15 protein-coding genes and 1 tRNA gene are annotated in these 19,408 nt (G+C 58.0%); 11 read left to right on the top strand and 5 right to left on the bottom strand.

Annotated features, from left to right (window positions below; genetic code table 11):
• The first annotated feature begins 43 nt into the window (after positions 1–43).
• From ABQX22_RS12990 to ABQX22_RS12980, 3 genes are all read left to right on the top strand, one after another.
• Entirely contained in the window at positions 44–1,315 is a 1,272-nt protein-coding gene (locus ABQX22_RS12990) for a YeaH/YhbH family protein (RefSeq protein ID WP_349800077.1), read from the top strand.
• Positions 1,312–2,874, top strand: a complete 1,563-nt coding sequence (locus tag ABQX22_RS12985; RefSeq protein WP_349800075.1) for a SpoVR family protein — start codon at positions 1,312–1,314, stop codon at positions 2,872–2,874. Before ABQX22_RS12990 ends, ABQX22_RS12985 begins: the two co-directional genes overlap by 4 nt.
• Positions 2,875–2,948: 74 nt before the next feature.
• Positions 2,949–4,178: a multifunctional CCA addition/repair protein gene (locus ABQX22_RS12980; protein WP_349800073.1), complete on the top strand. Its 1,230-nt coding sequence runs from the start codon at positions 2,949–2,951 to the stop codon at positions 4,176–4,178.
• 95 nt (positions 4,179–4,273) lie between these two features.
• On the opposite strand, the gene folK is transcribed toward ABQX22_RS12980, so the two are convergent.
• Positions 4,274–4,810 carry a 2-amino-4-hydroxy-6-hydroxymethyldihydropteridine diphosphokinase gene (gene folK / locus ABQX22_RS12975; protein WP_349800071.1) on the bottom strand — a complete coding sequence of 179 codons (537 nt, stop codon included), beginning with the start codon at positions 4,808–4,810 and terminating at the stop codon, positions 4,274–4,276.
• A complete protein-coding gene (gene folB, locus ABQX22_RS12970) occupies positions 4,801–5,154 on the bottom strand; it encodes a dihydroneopterin aldolase (protein ID WP_349800069.1) in 354 nt (117 codons plus the stop codon). Before folB ends, folK begins: the two co-directional genes overlap by 10 nt.
• 74 nt (positions 5,155–5,228) lie before the next feature.
• Here folB and plsY point away from each other — a divergent pair, with 74 nt between their 5' ends.
• Positions 5,229–5,798, top strand: coding sequence for a glycerol-3-phosphate 1-O-acyltransferase PlsY (gene plsY, locus ABQX22_RS12965; RefSeq protein WP_349800067.1), 570 nt, complete (start codon positions 5,229–5,231; stop codon positions 5,796–5,798).
• Positions 5,799–5,826: 28 nt separating this feature from the next.
• Here the strand turns inward: plsY and tsaD are convergent, their stop codons facing one another.
• Positions 5,827–6,852, bottom strand: coding sequence for a tRNA (adenosine(37)-N6)-threonylcarbamoyltransferase complex transferase subunit TsaD (tsaD, locus tag ABQX22_RS12960; RefSeq protein ID WP_349800065.1), 1,026 nt, complete (start codon positions 6,850–6,852; stop codon positions 5,827–5,829).
• Between the two features lie 196 nt (positions 6,853–7,048).
• Here tsaD and rpsU point away from each other — a divergent pair, with 196 nt between their 5' ends.
• The 7 genes from rpsU (at position 7,049) to ABQX22_RS12925 (ending at position 16,714) form a co-directional block, all read left to right on the top strand.
• Entirely contained in the window at positions 7,049–7,264 is a 216-nt protein-coding gene (gene rpsU, locus ABQX22_RS12955; RefSeq protein ID WP_002551877.1) for a 30S ribosomal protein S21, read from the top strand.
• A 249-nt stretch (positions 7,265–7,513) separates the two neighbouring features.
• Positions 7,514–9,481, top strand: a complete 1,968-nt coding sequence (gene dnaG, locus ABQX22_RS12950; RefSeq protein WP_349800052.1) for a DNA primase — start codon at positions 7,514–7,516, stop codon at positions 9,479–9,481.
• A gap of 67 nt (positions 9,482–9,548) precedes the next feature.
• On the top strand, positions 9,549–11,393 hold the full coding sequence (gene rpoD / locus ABQX22_RS12945; RefSeq protein WP_349800050.1) for an RNA polymerase sigma factor RpoD: 1,845 nt from the start codon (positions 9,549–9,551) through the stop codon (positions 11,391–11,393).
• Positions 11,394–11,701: 308 nt separating this feature from the next.
• Complete coding sequence (locus ABQX22_RS12940; RefSeq protein ID WP_349800048.1) at positions 11,702–14,764, top strand: sensor domain-containing protein; 3,063 nt, start codon at positions 11,702–11,704, stop codon at positions 14,762–14,764.
• Positions 14,765–14,779: 15 nt separating this feature from the next.
• Positions 14,780–14,856 (top strand) — tRNA-Ile (locus ABQX22_RS12935).
• 122 nt (positions 14,857–14,978) lie between these two features.
• On the top strand, positions 14,979–15,554 hold the full coding sequence (locus ABQX22_RS12930) for a YniB family protein (protein WP_349800046.1): 576 nt from the start codon (positions 14,979–14,981) through the stop codon (positions 15,552–15,554).
• Between the two features lie 101 nt (positions 15,555–15,655).
• Positions 15,656–16,714, top strand: a complete 1,059-nt coding sequence (locus ABQX22_RS12925; protein ID WP_349800044.1) for an FUSC family protein — start codon at positions 15,656–15,658, stop codon at positions 16,712–16,714.
• Between the two features lie 16 nt (positions 16,715–16,730).
• Here the strand turns inward: ABQX22_RS12925 and ppk2 are convergent, their stop codons facing one another.
• On the bottom strand, positions 16,731–17,654 hold the full coding sequence (gene ppk2 / locus ABQX22_RS12920; protein ID WP_349800042.1) for a polyphosphate kinase 2: 924 nt from the start codon (positions 17,652–17,654) through the stop codon (positions 16,731–16,733).
• 224 nt (positions 17,655–17,878) lie between these two features.
• Entirely contained in the window at positions 17,879–19,393 is a 1,515-nt protein-coding gene (locus ABQX22_RS12915) for an ABC transporter substrate-binding protein (RefSeq protein ID WP_349800040.1), read from the bottom strand.
• Positions 19,394–19,408 lie beyond the last annotated feature (15 nt).

Here is a 19,408-nt window from a genome sequence, read left to right as displayed (position 1 = left end):
GCTTGCTGCTGTTTTCTACTTGCAGCTGCCCGGAGGGCTCCAGATGGGCTATGTGATCGACCGACGCCTCAATGGCAAAAACAAGAGCACGGTAAATCGGCAGCGCTTCTTGCGTCGGTACCGTGATCACATCAAAAAAGCAGTGGAAGAAGCCGTTAGCCGCCGTTCCATCACCGATATGGAACACGGCGAACAAATCAGCATCCCCGGACGTGACATCGACGAACCGGTGCTTCATCACGGTCGGGGCGGTAAGCAGACCGTCGTTCATCCCGGCAATAAAGAATTCACTTCCGGCGAACACATTGCCAGGCCTCAGGGTGGTGCCGGCGGCAAAGGGCCAGGCAAGGCCAGCAACTCCGGCGAAGGCATGGATGAGTTTTCCTTCCAGATCACTCAGGAAGAATTCCTTGAGTTCATGTTCGAAGACCTTGAGCTGCCCAATCTGGTGAAGCGCAATCTCGCGGGCACCGACACCTTCAAAACCGTGCGCGCCGGCATCAGCAACGAGGGCAACCCGTCCCGCATCAACATCATCCGGACGTTGCGTTCGGCCCATGCCAGACGCATTGCCCTGTCAGGGAGCAGTCGCGCCAAACTGCGGGAAATCACCGCCGAACTGGAGCGTATGCGCCGCGAAGAGCCTGACAACTTCGGCGACATTCAGGAATTGGAAGTGGAGTCCGATCGGCTCAAGGCACGCATTCGTCGGGTGCCTTTTCTGGACACCTTCGACCTCAAATACAACCTGCTGGTCAAGCAACCGAATCCCAGCTCCAAGGCGGTGATGTTTTGCCTGATGGACGTATCGGGCTCAATGACCCAAGCCACCAAAGACATCGCCAAACGGTTCTTCATCCTGTTGTATCTGTTCCTCAAGCGCAATTACGACAAGATTGAAGTGGTGTTCATCCGCCATCACACCAGCGCTCGCGAAGTGGACGAGGAAGAATTCTTCTACTCCCGTGAAACCGGCGGCACCATTGTTTCCAGCGCTCTGAAACTGATGCAGGAAATCATGGCTGAGCGCTATCCCACCAACGAGTGGAATATCTATGCCGCGCAGGCCTCCGACGGCGACAACTGGAACGATGATTCGCCGATCTGCCGCGACATCCTCATCAAACAGATCATGCCGTTCGTGCAGTACTACACTTACGTCGAAATCACGCCGCGTGAGCATCAGGCTTTATGGTTTGAATACGAGCGCATTGGCGAAGCCTTCGCCGATACGTTTGCCCAGCAGCAGCTGGTCTCTGCCGGTGATATCTATCCGGTATTCCGTGAACTCTTCCAGCGCAGGTTAGTGTCATGACCGGTAGAGAGCAGAAACGCCAACCCCTCTCCACGGGTTCAGAGTGGACATTCGAACTGATCCAGGCCTACGACCGGGAAATCAGCCGCATTGCCGAGCGCTATGCGCTGGACACTTACCCCAACCAGATCGAGGTCATTACCGCCGAGCAAATGATGGACGCCTACGCGTCGGTCGGCATGCCGCTGGGCTACCACCATTGGTCCTACGGCAAACACTTCCTCAGCACCGAAAAATCCTACTCTCGTGGGCAGATGGGTCTTGCGTACGAGATCGTCATTAACTCTGATCCGTGCATCGCGTATCTGATGGAAGAAAACACCATCTGCATGCAGGCCTTGGTTGTGGCTCACGCCTGCTACGGCCACAACAGCTTCTTCAAGGGCAACTATCTGTTCCGCACCTGGACCGATGCCAGTTCGATCATCGACTACCTGGTGTTTGCCAAGCAGTTCATCATGCAGTGCGAAGAACGCCACGGCATCGATGCCGTCGAGGACTTGCTCGACTCCTGCCACGCGCTGATGAACTACGGCGTCGACCGCTACAAGCGTCCTTATCCTATCTCGGCCGAGGAAGAGCGCCGACGGATGAAGGACCGAGAAGAGCACCTGCAAAAACAGATCAACGACCTGTGGCGCACGATTCCCAAAGGCGCCGACAAAAACAGCAAGGAAGACAACGCCCGTTTTCCAACCGAACCCCAGGAGAACATTCTTTATTTCATCGAGAAACACGCGCCATTGCTGGAGCCGTGGCAGCGTGAGGTCGTAAGAATCGTGCGCAAGATCGCGCAGTACTTTTACCCTCAGCGTCAGACTCAGGTGATGAACGAAGGCTGGGCAACGTTCTGGCACTACACGCTGATGAATGACCTGTATGACGAAGGCCTGGTGACCGATGGCTTCATGATGGAGTTTCTGCAGTCCCACACCAGCGTGGTCTTCCAACCGGGCTTTGACAGTCCCTATTACAGCGGCATCAACCCCTACACCTTGGGTTTCGCCATGTATCAAGACATCCGGCGGATGTGTGAAAACCCCACCGATGAAGACCGTCGGTGGTTCCCTGACATTGCCGGGACCGATTGGCTGACCGCGGTGAAGTTCGCCATGAGCAGCTTCAAGGATGAGAGTTTCATCTTGCAGTACCTGTCACCCAAGGTGATTCGCGACCTGAAATTGTTCAGCATCATGGATGACGATCAGAAGGATGACCTGCTCGTTCCGGCGATCCACGATGAACCGGGCTACAAGATCATCCGAGAAACCCTGGCGGCTCAGTACAACCTGGGCAATCGTGAACCCAACGTGCAGATCTATAGCATTGATCGACGAGGTGATCGCTCGCTGACATTGCGTCACCAGCAACATGATCGCAAACCGCTCGGAGACTCCACCGACGAGGTGCTTAAGCACCTGCATCGCCTGTGGGGCTTCGACATCCACTTGGAATCCTTACAGGGAGATCAAATCATGAAGACTCTTCATGTGCCTCCCCGAAGCGAGCACGCCGAAAGTGAGTACCCCAGGCTCGATCTGGCGGTCGTACATCTTTAACCAGTGACATCGTTGTTTTAACCTCCGCGAGCGTGACGTTAGGTTTATCCTGTCGCGCTCACGGAGGTTTTTTCATGCAATTTTATAAAGTCGGCGGCGCTGTTCGCGACCGCCTGCTCGGCAAGCCCGTCGTGGACATAGACTGGGTCGTAGTCGGTGCCACCACCGATGAAATGCTGGTTAAGGGCTACCGCCCGGTCGGCACGGACTTCCCGGTGTTTCTGCATCCGCTGACAGGTGAGGAATACGCGCTGGCCCGCACCGAGCGAAAAAGCGGCCACGGTTACGGTGGGTTTGTGTTCCACGCGGACCCGGACGTGACGCTGGAACAAGATTTGCTTCGTCGTGACCTGACGATCAATGCAATTGCCGAAGACAAAGACGGCCTGTTGACCGACCCATATCATGGCCAGCAGGATCTCAAAGCGCGGATTTTGCGGCATGTTTCTCCCGCTTTCGCCGAAGATCCACTTCGAGTACTACGAGTCGCCCGGTTCGCGGCGCGGTACGCTCCGGATGGGTTCACCATCGCTCCGGAAACCCTGGCGTTGATGAGGCAACTGAGTGAATCGGGCGAACTGCTGGCGTTGACGCCAGAGCGCAGCTGGAAAGAAATATCCCGCGCGTTGATGGAAAGCCAGCCCCAGGTCTTTATTCGCGTCCTCCGCGATAGCGGCGCTTTGAAAGTGTTGCTGCCGGAGATCGACGCCCTCTTTGGCGTCCCGCAACCGGAAGTTCATCACCCCGAAATCGATACCGGCCTGCACGTGTTAAGCGTACTGGAGCAGTCAGCTGCGCATCGCCAACCGCTAAGTGTTCGCTGGGCCTGCCTGCTGCACGATTTGGGCAAGGGCCTGACACGGCCAGACGATTGGCCGCAGCATATTGCCCATGAACACACCGGCCTGAAGCTGATCAAGGCGGTTAATGCTCGCTTCAAAGTGCCGAGGGACTGTCAGGAATTGGCGCTGCTGGTGGGTCAGTACCACACCCATGGGCATCGAGCGCTGGAACTTAAGCCGTCCACCTTGCTCGACTTGCTGCAGACGTTTGACGTCTACCGCAGGCCGCAGCGCTTCGAGGAGTTCGTCGTGGCCTGCGAGATGGATGCCCGCGGCCGCAAAGGGCTTGAGAATCGGAGCTACCCGCAGGCTGAGTATCTGAGAGGTGCCGCCGCGACAGCCCGGGAAGTGCAGGTCCAGCCATTGCTGGAGCAGGGTTTTACAGGGCAGGCGCTGGGCGAAGCGCTCAAGCGCGAACGACTGGACGCGCTGAAGGTTTACAAGGCCGCGTACAACAGCTGATCACCTGTTGGAGCAAGGCTTGCCCGCGAAGGGTTCAAATTCGCCGTTTCTTTCGTGCCCTGCCGAGCGCCATTCGCGGGCAAGCCTCGCTCCAACTAGATTTGTTTCGCCGCCAGCCGCAGCGCCTCAGGCGTCAGCGGCTCCCCGCGCCACTCGAATGCCACCGGCCACAACTTCTGATCGATATCAGCCTCAGCCCACAGCTGGCTGAAGGGTATTCCTACACCCGGATGCACCTGTTCCGGTGCAATCAGCGACAGCGGCCACAGCACGAAAGCGTTTTTCAGTATCTCGGCACGGGGCAGCACCAGCCCATCGAAATTACCGGACAGTTCGCCATACAACAGCACATCGATATCCAGGGGCAGCCCCTTGCGGCCCGGCGCATAACGCCCATTGTCGGCTTCGATGATTTTCAGGCGCCGGTCCAGCTCCATCAAGGGCACATCGGTCAGCGCAGAGACCACCAAATTAATGAACGGTCCACTTTTGATCCCGACGGGATGGCTCTCGAAAACCGGGGAGCACGTCAGGTCTGTTAGAAACCCGTTCAACGCATCAAGTCCGGCGCACAGGTGCTTCTCGCGCTCAACATTGCTGCCCAGGCCCAGAAATATTCGTGTCAGCGACATCCGCGCTCGATCTCCACACCCACGCCCTTGGCCGCAGGAACGGCGCCAGGCTTGGTGAGTTTGAGGTGCAGCCAGGGAATGTTGAAGTCGCTCATCAACACTTCAGCCAAGCGCTCGGCGAAGGTTTCGACCAGCTGGAATTGAGAGACATCGGCGAATGCCTGGATACGGCTCGATACGCTGGCGTAGTCGAGCGCCTTGCTCAAGTCGTCATTCGCTGCGGCCTGCCGGTTGTCCCAGGCGAAGCTCAGGTCCAGGCGCAGGCACTGACGGATGTTGCGCTCCCAGTCGTAGGCGCCAATGACCGTATCGACTTCCAGTCCCTCGATAAACACTCTGTCCAACCCAATCTCTCCGCTGCACGACAAGGGCGCGATGCGCCGTTAGAATCAGGGCTTCGTTGCCCGGAATGGTTAGCATGTTTTGGTTACTGGCGCTTCTTGCCTACCTGCTTGGTTCGCTGTCCTTCGCCATCCTGCTGAGCCGCCTCACGGGCAGCCCGGACCCGCGCGAGGAAGGCTCCGGCAATGCAGGCGCCACCAACATGCTGCGCCTGGCCGGCAAGAAGCTCGCCATCCTTACGCTCATTGGCGATCTATGCAAAGGACTGATGCCGGTCCTGATCGCCGCGTGGATCGAGCTTGATCCCAAACAACAAGGCTGGATCGGGCTGTGCGCCGTGGTGGGACATTTGTTTCCGCTGTACTTTCGCTTCCGCGGCGGCAAAGGCGTGGCGACGGCCGCGGGCGTTCTGCTGGGACTGTATCCGCCGGCCGCCCTGCTCGCTTTGGCCGCCTGGCTGCTGACGTTTTACCTGACCCGGACCAGCTCACTCGCCGCACTGATTGCCACCCCACTGACCTTGCCGCTGCTGGCGTGGCAAGAACCCCACGCGCTGGTCCCGATGACGCTGCTGACGCTGCTGATTGTCTGGCGCCATCGACGCAATCTGCGAGACCTGTTTGCGGGTCGTGAACGGCATTTCTGAATTCTGCCATCCTACGCGCTCGACGCCCTCACAGCCCTGGCAACTGCTCCATTGGCCAGCGCGCCTGAACACTGATGCTCAGCGTTTCCCTTTGACCGGCCTGCAAACGCTGGCAGCCAGCAAAAGCAATCATCGCGCCGTTGTCGGTACAGAATTCCGGCCGTGCGTAATACACATTGCCACCCAATCCATCGAGCATCTGCTCAAGTGACTGACGCAGCGCTTTGTTAGCGCTGACGCCACCGGCAATCACCAGTCGTTTGAGGCCCGTCTGCTTCAAAGCGCGTTTACACTTGATCGTCAAAGTGTCCACTACCGCCTGCTGGAAGGCCAGCGAGATGTCGCAACGGGTTTGCTCGCCGTCGTCTCCAGCCACCTGGCACTGCTGCCAGGTGAGGAGCGCTGAGGTTTTCAGCCCACTGAAGCTGAAATCCAGACCTGGGCGATCGGTCATGGGGCGCGGGAACAGGAATCGACCGGCGACGCCGTTCAACGCCATTCGCGAGATTTCCGGGCCGCCCGGATAGTGCATCCCCATCATCTTTGCGGTTTTGTCGAACGCCTCGCCTGCGGCATCATCCAGCGTCTCACCCAGCAGTTCGTATTGACCGATGCCATCGACCCGAACCAGTTGCGTATGACCGCCTGACACCAACAAAGCGACGAACGGAAAATCGGGTGGACTCTGCTCCAGCATCGGCGCCAGGAGGTGGCCTTCCATGTGATGCACGCCCAGCGCGGGGATATCCCAGGCGAAGGCCAGTGCCTGTGCACAGGAGGCGCCGACCAACAAGGCGCCGACGAGGCCAGGCCCTGCGGTGTAGGCGATACCGTCGATCTCGGTCACCGCGCAATCGGCCTCTGCCAGCACCTGCCGGATCAACGGCAGCATGCGTTTGACGTGATCGCGCGAGGCCAGCTCGGGCACTACGCCGCCAAAGACCCGGTGCTGGTCGATCTGGCTGAAAAGCGCGTCAGCCAGAAGCCCGCGTTCACTGTCGTAAAGCGCTACACCGGTTTCATCGCAGGAAGTTTCCAATCCCAGTACTAACATGGGGTACGCCTTGTTGGGGCTAGATTCGAAGGCGCGCATAATAGTCGCCGCCCATGCCCCCTACCAGCGGTTTTCGATCAGAGGCTTTGCATTCCTCGCGATGAGGGGTTAACATCCGCAACCCTTAAAAACCGACGTACTTAGTGCAGTGTTTGCACCGAGCGTTGACCCCGGTAATGAATGAAGGTAGCTCTGGATGCCAGCCGTCAAAGTAAAAGAGAACGAACCCTTCGACGTAGCTCTGCGTCGTTTCAAGCGCTCCTGCGAAAAAGCCGGTGTTCTGGCTGAAGTTCGTAGCCGCGAATTTTACGAGAAGCCGACTTCTGAGCGTAAGCGTAAAGCAGCAGCTGCTGTTAAGCGTCACGCCAAGAAAGTTCAGCGCGAACAGCGCCGCGCCGTTCGTCTGTACTAATACAGACGTTTGTCGCAAGCTTCTGCCTTGCCCGGCCTCAAAGCCGGGCTGTCGGCAGTTGCAGCTTTAGCCTCATCGCACCATCTGACCGAGGCTGTCAACGCCGCACATGCGACTGAGACAAAATCCGTCAAGCCCGTCTAGCCTGGTTCAGGCCGCGTTGACCACGTCTACACTGCCCAAGCAACCGTCGTTACGCTTTGGATTCGCCACGACTTCTCTGGCGAGGCGCCTGATGATGAGAACGCCATGGCCGGACTGATCCCTCAAGGTTTTATTGACGATTTACTAAACCGCACCGACATCGTCGATGTGGTCAGTTCACGCGTTCAATTAAAAAAAACCGGCAAGAACTTCAGCGCGTGCTGTCCGTTCCATAAAGAAAAAACCCCATCGTTCAGCGTCAGCCCTGACAAGCAGTTCTACTATTGCTTTGGCTGTGGCGCAGGCGGCAATGCGCTTGGCTTCATCATGGATCACGACAATCTGGATTTCCCCCAGGCCGTCGAAGATCTCGCCAAAGCTGCCGGCATGGAGGTCCCACGGGAACAAAGCGTAAAGGGCCAAAAGCCTAGGCAACCCACTGATTCACCGCTCTATCCCTTACTGACAGCCGCCGCCGATTTTTACCGCGCGGCGCTGAAAAGCCATCCAACGCGCAGGTCGGCGGTGGATTACCTGAAAGGCCGCGGCCTCTCGGGCGAAATTGCCCGCGACTTCGGCCTCGGCTTTGCCCCGCCCGGCTGGGACAATCTGTACAAGCACTTGAGCAGCGACACGCTTCAGCAGAAAGCGATGATCGATGCCGGCTTGCTGATTGAAAACGCCGAGACCGGTAAGCGCTATGACCGGTTTCGAGATCGCGTGATGTTCCCTATCCGCGACAGCCGAGGCCGGGTGATCGCGTTCGGCGGTCGGGTTTTGGGCGATGACAAGCCAAAATACCTGAACTCTCCCGAAACTCCGGTGTTTCATAAGGGACAGGAGTTGTATGGGTTGTACGAGGCCAGAAAGTACAACCGCAGTCTCGACGAGATCATTGTCGTCGAGGGCTATATGGACGTCATTGCCCTGGCCCAACAAGGTTTACGCAACGCGGTGGCAACGCTGGGCACTGCCACCAGCGAAGATCATTTGAAGAAGCTCTTTCGAGTCGTACCGAACGTGTTGTTCTGTTTCGACGGCGACCAGGCAGGTCGCAATGCCGCGTGGCGCGCATTGGAAGCAGCCCTTTCAAGTCTTCAGGATGGCCGCCGTGCTCGATTCCTGTTTTTGCCGGAAGGCGAAGACCCGGACACCCTGGTGCGTTCCGAGGGCACCGATGCGTTCAAGGCAAGAATCGCCCAGCACGCTCAGCCGCTGGCCGATTATTTCTTCGAGCAGCTCACGAAGGAGGCTGACCCGCGATCGCTGGAGGGTAAGGCTCACATGGCCACATTGGCCGCGCCGCTGATCGAGAAGGTTCCGGGAGCCAATCTGCGCGCACTGATGCGTCAGCGATTGACTGAGATCACCGGGCTGAACACTGCGGCAATGAACCAATTGGCACAACAGGCGCCTCAGGAAGCACAGCCCGATTACGATCCGGGGATCGACTACGATGCCATCCCCGACTATGGCGACTACCAGACACATCAGGCTTTCGACGTACAGACAGAATGGCCGCCGAACAAGCCTGGTGGACAGCAAAAGAAATGGGAAAAGAAGCCGTGGGATGGCAAAAAGTGGGACAAGAACGGCAAACGGCCAGACTTCGAGCCACGCGGGCCGCGTACACCGGCTACGGTTGAACCGCCCACGCTGACCGCACTCAGAACCTTGCTGCATCACCCCGAGCTGTCGGGCAAGGTTGAGGATGCCAGCCACTTCGCCGCCGAAGACAACGTTTATTCGCAGTTACTGGTGGCGTTGCTGGAAGCATTACAGAAAAACCCGAAGCTGCGGTCGCTGCAATTGATCGCAAGGTGGCACGGGACCGATCAAGGACGATTATTGCGACAACTGGCGGAAAAGGAATGGCTTATATCGGCCGATAACCTTGAACAACAGTTTTTCGACACTATAACTAGCTTGTCCGCCCGCCAACGCGAGCGAAGCCTGGATCAATTGATTAGGAAGGAACGGCAGACCGGGTTGTCCGCTGAGGAAAAAGTTCAGCTACTCAATCTGTTAAATCGCAAAGTTCCTGCACAAACCCCGACCTCAACTGGCGCGTGAGGTCCTAGCTCGAGTATAATCCTCGGCTTGTTTTTTGCCCGCCAAGACCTTCAGTGGATAGGGTGTTATGTCCGGAAAAGCGCAACAGCAGTCTCGCCTCAAAGAGTTGATCAGCCGTGGTCGTGAGCAGGGTTACCTGACTTACGCGGAGGTCAACGACCACCTGCCGGAGGATATTTCAGATCCGGAACAGGTGGAAGACATCATCCGCATGATTAACGACATGGGGATCAACGTATTCGAGAGTGCCCCGGATGCGGACGCCCTTTTGTTGGCCGAAGCTGATACCGACGAGGCAGCCGCTGAAGAAGCCGCTGCTGCGTTGGCAGCAGTCGAAACCGACATTGGACGCACAACCGACCCGGTGCGCATGTATATGCGTGAAATGGGCACGGTTGAGCTTCTGACACGTGAAGGCGAAATTGAAATCGCCAAACGTATCGAAGAAGGCATCCGTGAAGTGATGGGCGCAATTGCGCACTTCCCTGGCACCGTCGACCACATTCTCTCTGAATACACTCGCGTAACCACCGAAGGTGGACGCCTGTCTGATGTTCTCAGCGGCTACATTGATCCGGACGACGGCATTGCGCCGCCGGCCGAAGTACCGCCTCCGGTAGATCCCAAGGCCGAAAAGGTCGAAGGCGCCGAAGACGAGGAAGATGACTCCACCACCGATGACGAGGAAGAGACCGAAAGCGGTCCCGATCCGGTTCTCGCGGCCCAGCGCTTTGGTGCTGTAGCCGATCAGATGGCGATTGCCGTCAAGGCCCTCAAGAAACACGGTCGTGGCAGCAAGCAGGCCTCTGCTGAACTCTTGGCCCTGGCCGAGCTGTTCATGCCTATCAAACTGGTTCCCAAGCAGTTTGAAGGTCTGGTTGAGCGTGTTCGCAGTGCCCTCGAGCGCCTTCGTGCTCAAGAGCGTGCGATCATGCAACTGTGCGTGCGTGACGCTCGTATGCCGCGTGCCGACTTCCTGCGCCAGTTCCCGGGCAATGAAGTAGACCAGAGCTGGACCGACGCGCTGGCCAAAGGCAAAGGCAAATACGCCGAAGCCATCGGTCGTCTGCAGGTCGATATTCAGCGCTGCCAGCAGAAGCTGACGACCCTGCAAGACGAAACCGGTCTGACGATCGCCGAGATCAAGGACATCAACCGTCGGATGTCGATCGGTGAGGCCAAGGCCCGCCGCGCGAAGAAAGAAATGGTTGAAGCTAACCTGCGTCTGGTTATCTCCATCGCGAAGAAGTACACCAACCGTGGCTTGCAATTCCTTGATCTGATCCAGGAAGGCAACATCGGCTTGATGAAAGCGGTAGACAAGTTTGAATACCGTCGCGGTTACAAGTTCTCGACTTATGCCACCTGGTGGATCCGTCAAGCGATCACTCGCTCGATTGCCGACCAGGCCCGTACCATTCGTATTCCGGTACACATGATCGAGACAATCAACAAGCTCAACCGTATTTCCCGGCAGATGCTGCAGGAAATGGGTCGCGAACCGACCCCGGAAGAGCTGGGCGAACGCATGGAAATGCCTGAGGACAAGATCCGCAAGGTATTGAAGATCGCTAAAGAGCCGATCTCCATGGAAACCCCGATTGGCGACGACGAAGATTCGCATTTGGGAGACTTCATCGAAGACTCCACCATGCAGTCGCCCATCGATGTCGCCACGGTTGAAAGCCTGAAAGAAGCAACGCGCGAAGTGCTCTCCGGACTGACGGCCCGTGAAGCCAAAGTCCTGCGCATGCGCTTTGGTATCGACATGAATACCGACCACACACTGGAAGAGGTCGGTAAGCAATTTGATGTAACGCGTGAGCGTATTCGTCAGATCGAAGCCAAGGCTCTACGCAAGCTGCGCCACCCAACGAGAAGCGAACACTTGCGTTCCTTCCTCGACGAGTAAGCTTCACCTTGATCACAAAACCCCCGGCTTTGCTGGGGGTTTTGCGTTTTAAAGAATAAATATTCGGCACAGCGCCACTATGCATTAGCCCGGCTACACTCGAACCCATCATAGCGCTGAACGTTGGGGCTGCCATGTATCGGATGCCGGCAGTAGTTTTCTTATGCTTGATGGGGTCGACGGCTGTCGACGCGCGCGTTCTTCCCGAAGGGGAAACACACGAGCCTGGTGTTCATGAAGAACAAATTTACCGCACGGAAGCTACCTCACCCGCTCTTGAGCTTAGGACTGCCCCGCATCAGGAACGATTGGCCACATCGGACCGCCCCGAGCAGCAAGCCCGCGCCCCGTACGTGGCAGAGCCGACCGAACAAGAACGCTGGCAAACCTATCAGTCGCTGAATAACGCCAGGTTCTGGCGCAATTTCATGGTGTACGGGCTGCCGGGGCTGCTGCTGATCTGCACGGTGCTGATTGTGGTAGTGCGCATCAACCGGCGCCTGAGCTCGGAAATTTCCCGGCGGATCGCGCTGGAACGGCAACTGCGCAGCAGCGAATACCACTACCGCGGCATGATCGAGAGCCTGTCGGCCATTGCATGGGAAGCGAACGTCGACGACTACTCCTACAACTATGTCTCCCCGCACGCCGAAAACCTGCTGGGGTATCCGCTTGAACAATGGCTCCAGACCGGTTTCTGGCACAGCATTGTTCACCCCGCTGATTTGGAAAGGGCTCAAGCCTTCTGCTATCAGGAGTCTGCTCTCGGCCACGACCATAGCCTCGATTACCGAGTCATCAGCGCGGACGGCAGAGTGTTGTGGGTACGAGACATCGTCAGCTTGATCGGCTACGGCCGCGAACCGATCATGCGCGGCCTGATGATCGACATCAGCGAGACCAAGCAGATTGAAGAAGCTCTTCGGCTCTCTGAGGGCAAATTCGCTTCGGTATTCGCCCAGTGCCCCGACATTCTGGTGATCGCCCGGTTATCCGACGGCTGCTTCCTGGAAGCCAACCGCGCGTTCGTCGAGCAGATTGGCCTGAGTTCAGCGGAGGTCCTCGGCAAAACGCCTTCGGATCTCAATATCTGGGGCATTCCGGACATTGGCCCCAGCCTGCTTCAGCGCCTGCAAAAAGGCAGCATCCGTAACCTCGAGATGCCGTTCCGGCGTCAAGACGGGCGTCTGTTCACCGGCCTGCTGTCTGCCGAACCGTTTGATCTGGATTCCACACCCGCCGTGGTGGTCGTCGTGCGTGACATCACGCCACTCAAGGAAGCCCAGCAGCAACTCCAGCTTTCGGAAGAGAAGTTTGCCAAGGCCTTCCACTCATCCCCAGATGGCCTGATGATCTCGCGACAAAGCGACGGCATGCTGGTAGAGGTCAACGACGGTTTTAGCCGCATCACCGGCTACCAAAGCTCCATGTCACTGGATCACACCACGCTGGACCTAGGCATCTGGGTTGATCTCAATGAACGCCTGCTTCTGCTGGAGCAACTGAACCGCGATGGCTTCGTGCGTGATTTCACAAGTCATATCCGGCGTAGGGATGGGCAAATCCGGTTGTGCGAAATTTCGTCGCGACCGCTGCCCATTGGCGGTGAGGACTGCATGCTGACCATCGCCCGGGACATCACCGAACGCCATCAGATGCAGGAGAAACTGCAGCTGGCCGCGACAGTGTTCGAGAGCACGGCCGAAGGTGTATTGATCACCGACACTCGCCAGCGCATCAACGCCGTGAACCGCGCATTCAGCGAAATCACCGGCTACAGCGAGCACGAAGCCATCGGCGAAACCCCGCGCCTTCTGGCGTCTGGACAGCACGACAGCGCATTTTACGCGGCCATGTGGTACCAACTGACCGCCGAAGGCCACTGGCAGGGTGAGATCAGCAACCGTCGCAAAAACGGCGAAGTCTATCCAAGTTGGCTGACCATCAGCGCAGTGCGAAACCGCGACAAATTCATCACCCACTTCGTCGCGGTGTTTGCGGACATCTCCAGTCTCAAGCAGGCCCAGGCGCGCCTCGACTATCAGGCCCACCACGACCCACTGACCGGCCTGCCCAACCGCACGCTGTTCGAAACCCGCCTGCAAGCCGCCCTTCTACACAGCCAGCATGGCGACAGCCTCGGCGCCGTGCTGTTTCTGGACCTGGACCGCTTCAAGCACATCAACGACAGCCTCGGCCATCCCGTGGGCGACTTGCTGCTCAAAGGCATTGCTCACCGACTGAAGGAAAACCTGCGGGACATCGACACCGTTGCGCGGCTGGGGGGCGACGAGTTCATCATCCTGCTGCCGGGCCTGCAAAACGCGGGGGACGCCGAAGCCATCGCGACCAAACTGCTCAACAGCTTCAGCGCACCGTTCCAGGCGGGGGAGCACGAGTTTTTTATCAGTTCCAGCATTGGCACCGCGCTGTTCCCCACCGATGGCCTCGATGTGGCGACGGTGATCAAAAACGCCGACGCCGCCATGTACCGCTCAAAAGCCAAGGGCCGCAATCGGGTCGAGAGCTATACGCGCGACCTGACGGCCCAGGCGAGCGAACGAATTGCGCTGGAGCACGAATTACGCAGGGCCATCGAGCGCAACGAGTTCTCCCTGTCCTACCAGCCCAAACTCAGCCTGTTGACGCAGCGACTGGTCGGCGCCGAGGCCCTTATCCGCTGGCATCACCCCACCTTTGGCGACGTGCCGCCGGAGCGCTTCATTACCCTGGCTGAAGAAAACGGGATGATCCTGCAGATCGGCGAATGGGTCCTGGAAAACGCCTGTCGGCAGCTGTCCGAATGGAATCTGAACTATGACGTCTTCGGGTCTCTGTCGGTAAACCTGGCGGGCGCCCAACTGCGACAACCCAATCTGGTCAACCGCATCGAACAGCTGTTGACCGAGTACCGGTTGCAACCGGGCTGCCTGCAACTGGAGATCACTGAAAACTTCATCATGAGCCAGACCGAAGAGGCGCTGACCGTACTGCACAAGCTGAAAAAGCTGGGCGTTCAGCTGGCGATCGATGACTTCGGGACCGGCTATTCGTCCCTCAGCTACCTGAAGAAGCTGCCGCTGGACATCCTCAAGATCGACCAGTCCTTCGTACGCGGCCTGCCCGACGATCCACACGACGCCGCCATCGTCCGCGCCATCATCGCCCTGGGCCGCAGCATGCAACTCACCGTCATCGCCGAAGGTGTGGAGAGCCTTGAGCAACAGCAATTCCTGGCCGACGAAGGCTGTGAACAGATACAGGGCTACCTCGTCAGCCTTCCCCTGCAACCGGAAGAATTCTGCGCGACGTTTCTTCGCCTGACGGTTTCAGACTTTTCGGATAGCACAGCACGCAAACCGTCGTTATAATCCGCCGCCTACTGAGGGCCTATAGCTCAGTTGGTTAGAGCAGGGGACTCATAATCCCTTGGTCCACGGTTCGAGTCCGTGTGGGCCCACCATCTTCAAAGCCGCGCATTGCGCGGCTTTTGCGTTTTTTGGGGTAGACAAGAAGTCGCGTCAGGCGGGCTCGTTGCCGCGGTGTTGAAAACATCAGGATATTTAAAAAAAGGAAGCAAGGACGATGACAGTTCTGGAAGCGATAAAAAAAGCAAAAAAAATGAAATGGTCGGGCTTGGCAATAGCACTGCTCGGACTCATTCAATTGGCAATGTTCGGCGTACTGTTCCTGTACGACATGGGCGGACAGCTGGCGGCAAGCGGTCTCGCGATGCTGGGGGGCAAGCTTCAATACCTTTGTCTGATCGCATATGAAAACACTGCTTTCTTGAAGCCGCTATGGGCCGTTACACCACGCATAGACATTTACCACCCATTCACTGTCGATTCTTTGATGCTGCTCGGAGTCTTCGTGGTCATTGCGACCGGCTTATACATCCGCGGGTGTGGCATTCAGCTTTCGAACGATGTAGCCGCGATCAGGAAAAGGGCAAGGGACGAGCTATGGTTGCGCTCAATGCTGCCATCGGATGAAGCCACTACGGTCATAAATCAGCCGGCGAGTGTGACAGTGCTGACGTTGCAGATGCCTCCCGGCGAAGTAAAAAGCTGGTGGGAGCGCCCTATCGGTCTGTTGTTGATGGGTTTGGCGATAACCTACCTTGGCGCGCTCCTCACCAGACTCGCAGGGCTGACATAATTCCTGCACCTCGGTGTTCGGTGTAGCGGGACAATCAACGCGAAATGCATCATTTATTGGTCCATGAAGATTTATTTCTTTCTTTGATGGTCTCTTACCCCATGAAAACCTCCCGCACTATTCCGCTCTATCCCTGGCTGCGCCGGCTGCTGCGCCCGTTGCTCGATCCTTATCGCCGCTATCAGCATGCGCGCTACATTCATGCGGGGCGGATTGTGGTGGGGTTGTTGGCGACGATTCTGTTGACGTCGGGGATTCACTTGCCCCACGGCGAGTGGGCGTCGGTCACGATGCTGATCGTGATCGGCGGGTTGCAGCACCACGGCAACATCGGCAAGAAGTCGGTTGAGCGGGCATACGGGACGCTGATCGGCGCGGCCTTGGGGCTGGCGGTGGTGACGCAGCAGACGTACCTGGGCATGCCGTTGTTGACCTATCTGTTGATGTCGCTGATATGCGGGTTCTTCGCCTATCACGCAATCGGCAAGGGCGGTTACACGGCGCTGTTGTCGGCAATCACGCTGTTCATCGTTGCGGGCCACGGCGACAACCCGGTGACTGACGGGCTGTGGCGTACGGTGGATATTCTGATCGGGATCGCGCTGGCCCTGGCCTTTTCATTCGCGCTGCCGTTGTATGCGGTTTATTCGTGGCGGTACAACCTGGCGAGCGGTCTGCGCGGGTGCGCGAAGGTCTACGACCGCATCAACAGCGGCCAATCGATCACCGCGGACGAGCACGTCAAGCTGATGGCAAAGCTCAACGGGACGATGCTGCAACTGCGCTCGTTGCTGCCGTCGGTGTCCAAGGAAATCAAGGTGCCTATCGTTGAGCTGGAGGCGATCCAAGGCCATTTCCGGATGTGCCTGAGCACATTGGAGATCTTGTCCAACATCCGCCCCGCCGACATGAGCCAGGCGTTGCTGACCGTTGAGCAGCGCCGCATTCGTCGTCAGTTGATCGGCATGGCGCGCGCCCTGCAGAACGGCGCGACGGACAGGCTTGAACGCAAAACCGAGCCGCTGGAAAACGGGCCGGACACGGAGATCGCCATCCCTGGCGACCTGATCGGCTATCGTTTGCTGACGCTGCAGCTGGGGAAAACCCTGGACAGCATGCAGCAGCGTCTGGCCAAGACTTCCCGCCGCTGGAAAATCTGAACGCGCTCGCCGCCGATCAATAGATCGACGGCACCACCATCTCGCGGGGCACCGGCGCCCGGAGGTAATCGGAGTTGTACTCGCGGGCGGGCAAATCGATTTGCACTGACTCGGTTTCGCCGCGGGGGATCTGTTCCAGCAGGTGGTGAATGCAATTGAGGCGGGCGCGCTTTTTGTCGTCAGCTTCCACGATCCACCACGGTGCGACGTCGGTGTGGGAGCGCGTCAGCATTTCCTCTTTGGCGCGTGTGTAGTCTTCCCAGCGACGGCGAGACTCAAGATCCATGGGTGACAGCTTCCACTGCTTGAGCGGGTCGTGGATGCGCATCAGGAAGCGGCGATACTGTTCGTCGTCAGTAATGGAGAACCAGTACTTGATGAGGATGATGCCCGAGCGCACGAGCATTTTTTCGAACTCGGGCACCGTGCGGAAGAACTCTTCGTACTCCTCGTTATTGCAGAAGCCCATCACTCGCTCGACCCCCGCGCGGTTGTACCAGCTGCGGTCGAACAGCACCATCTCGCCAGCCGCTGGGAGATGTGACACGTACCGCTGGAAATACCACTGGGTGCGTTCACGCTCGCTGGGCGCCGTCAGTGCAGCCACCCGAACGACACGTGGATTGAGCCGTTGGGTGATGCGCTTGATCGCACCGCCCTTCCCCGCTGCGTCGCGCCCTTCAAACAGCACGACAACCTTGAGCTTCTGGCTGACAACCCAGTCCTGCAACTTGACCAGCTCACCCTGTAGCCGCAGCAGTTCACGGAAATAGACGCGGCGGTCAATGCCCTTCGGCACCTCTTCCCCCATGTCGGACAGCAGCGCATCCAGGCGCGCATCGTCGTATTCCATCTCCAGCTCTTCGTCGAAGCTGTCGAGGATATCGGCGTGCATGTAGCGGGCGGTTTCGGATAAATCCAGATGCTGGCTATCGGTCATGGCTGGGCTCCGGGACGATTCAAGGGGCTGAACGCGGATTTAGACATGCCGGGAGTGACAGCAAGATGACAGAGGGGTTACAGCGCGGAAAAGTCCTACAGAACGAATGAACACAGCGCCATCCTGTAGGAGTGAATTCATTCACGAGAGACGGATGAGGGTGACGATCTCTGTCGTCTGACTCACCGCTTCGCGAATCAATTCGCGCCTACAGAGGCGTTAAGTTACTGCTTCACCGTCTCCTCCAGCGTAAAGCGACCCAGCGGGTTCTGGCTGAAGTTGGAGATGTTCTTGCGTGAAACGTTGATGTACGGGCTGTAGTAGAGGTCGATCCAGTTAACGTCCGCTTTCGCCATTTTCTGTAGGTCGACGTACATCTGCTCGCGCTTTTTCGGGTCCATTTCGACCCGGGCGGCAGCGACCAGGTCCTTGACCTTGTCGTTCTTATAGCGGGTCATGTAGTTCATGTTGGTGTCGTGGCCCAACACGAACGTCGTTTTCTGGTCCGGATCGAGAATGTCGTTGGTCCAGTACATCACTGAGATGTCGTAGTCACCGTCGATCAACATCTGCCAGCTCTGGCTCGGGTCAACTTTCTGCAGCGTCGTGGTGACGCCGACTTTGGACAGCTGCTGTTGGAGCATGACCGCAATCTGCTCGTCCACCTCGTTACCCGCGTTAACCACGTAGTTGAGTTTCAGGTCGGATGCGCCTGCGTCGGCGAGCATCTTCTTGGCTTTGACCGGGTCGTAAGGGCGCTGCAGGTTGTCGGCGTAATGGTAGAGCGCGCCCTTGGGGATGTAGGAATTAGCAATCGTGCCCAGTCCGAAGGTGGCGGTGTCGACGATGGATTTCTTGTCGATGGCCATGTCCAGCGCCTGACGCACTTCCGGCTTGGCCAGCGCGCCGTGGGAATGATTGAGCACGATATGGTCTTCCCGGGTGGACGGGTCCATATGGACGACGAGGTTGCTGTCTTTTTTCAGGGTCTCAACGCGAGAAAACGGCACGAAGATCGCCGAATCCAGCTCGCCCGCCTGGACCTTCAACATGCGGGTATTGTCGTCAGGAATCGAGATCCATTCCACGCCATCCAGGCTGACCTTGGGCGCTTCCCAGAAGTACGGGTTCTTTTCCAGAATCACTCGGTCGCCGCGTCGCCACTCCTTCACGCTGAACGCGCCGGAACCGACCGGCTTCTCGCCGTAGGCTTCGTCACCCAGGCTTTTCATGGCTTTCTCGGACAGGATCGACACGTTCGGCAGCGCCAGCTGCGAGAGAAACGGCGCCGATGGGGTCTTTAGCGTGATCACCAGCGTGTGCGGATCGCTGGCCACGGCCTTGTCGATGATCTTGTAGGAATCACTCCACAGCGAGCCTTTGTCGTCGCGGATGCGGAGCAAACTGAACACCGCGTCGCTGGCCGTCAGGTCGGAACCGTCCGAGAACTTTGCCGGACGCATCTTGAACGTATAGGTCAGGCCATCAGGGGAGATGACCCAGCTTTCCGACAGGCCGGGCATCAGTTTGGTGCCCTTGTCATCCACCCGGACCAGCACATCGTAGACGTTCGAGAACACCCAGTTGTCGACGTTCTGCGCAGTCTTGATCGGGTCGAAGGTGGTGCCGTCTTCACGCCGGCCAATGGTCAGCACGCCGGCCGCCTCCGCCACACCCGCGGCCAATGAACAAGCCGCCAGCATGGCGACGGTCAGCAACTTCTTGTGTCCGGTTTTCATGTTCAGGAACTCCTT

The sequence above is a fragment of the Xanthomonas sp. WHRI 1810A genome, assembly GCF_040202885.1.
In the GTDB taxonomy this organism is placed as follows: domain Bacteria; phylum Pseudomonadota; class Gammaproteobacteria; order Pseudomonadales; family Pseudomonadaceae; genus Aquipseudomonas.
This window is presented reverse-complemented; position numbering and strand designations above follow the sequence as displayed.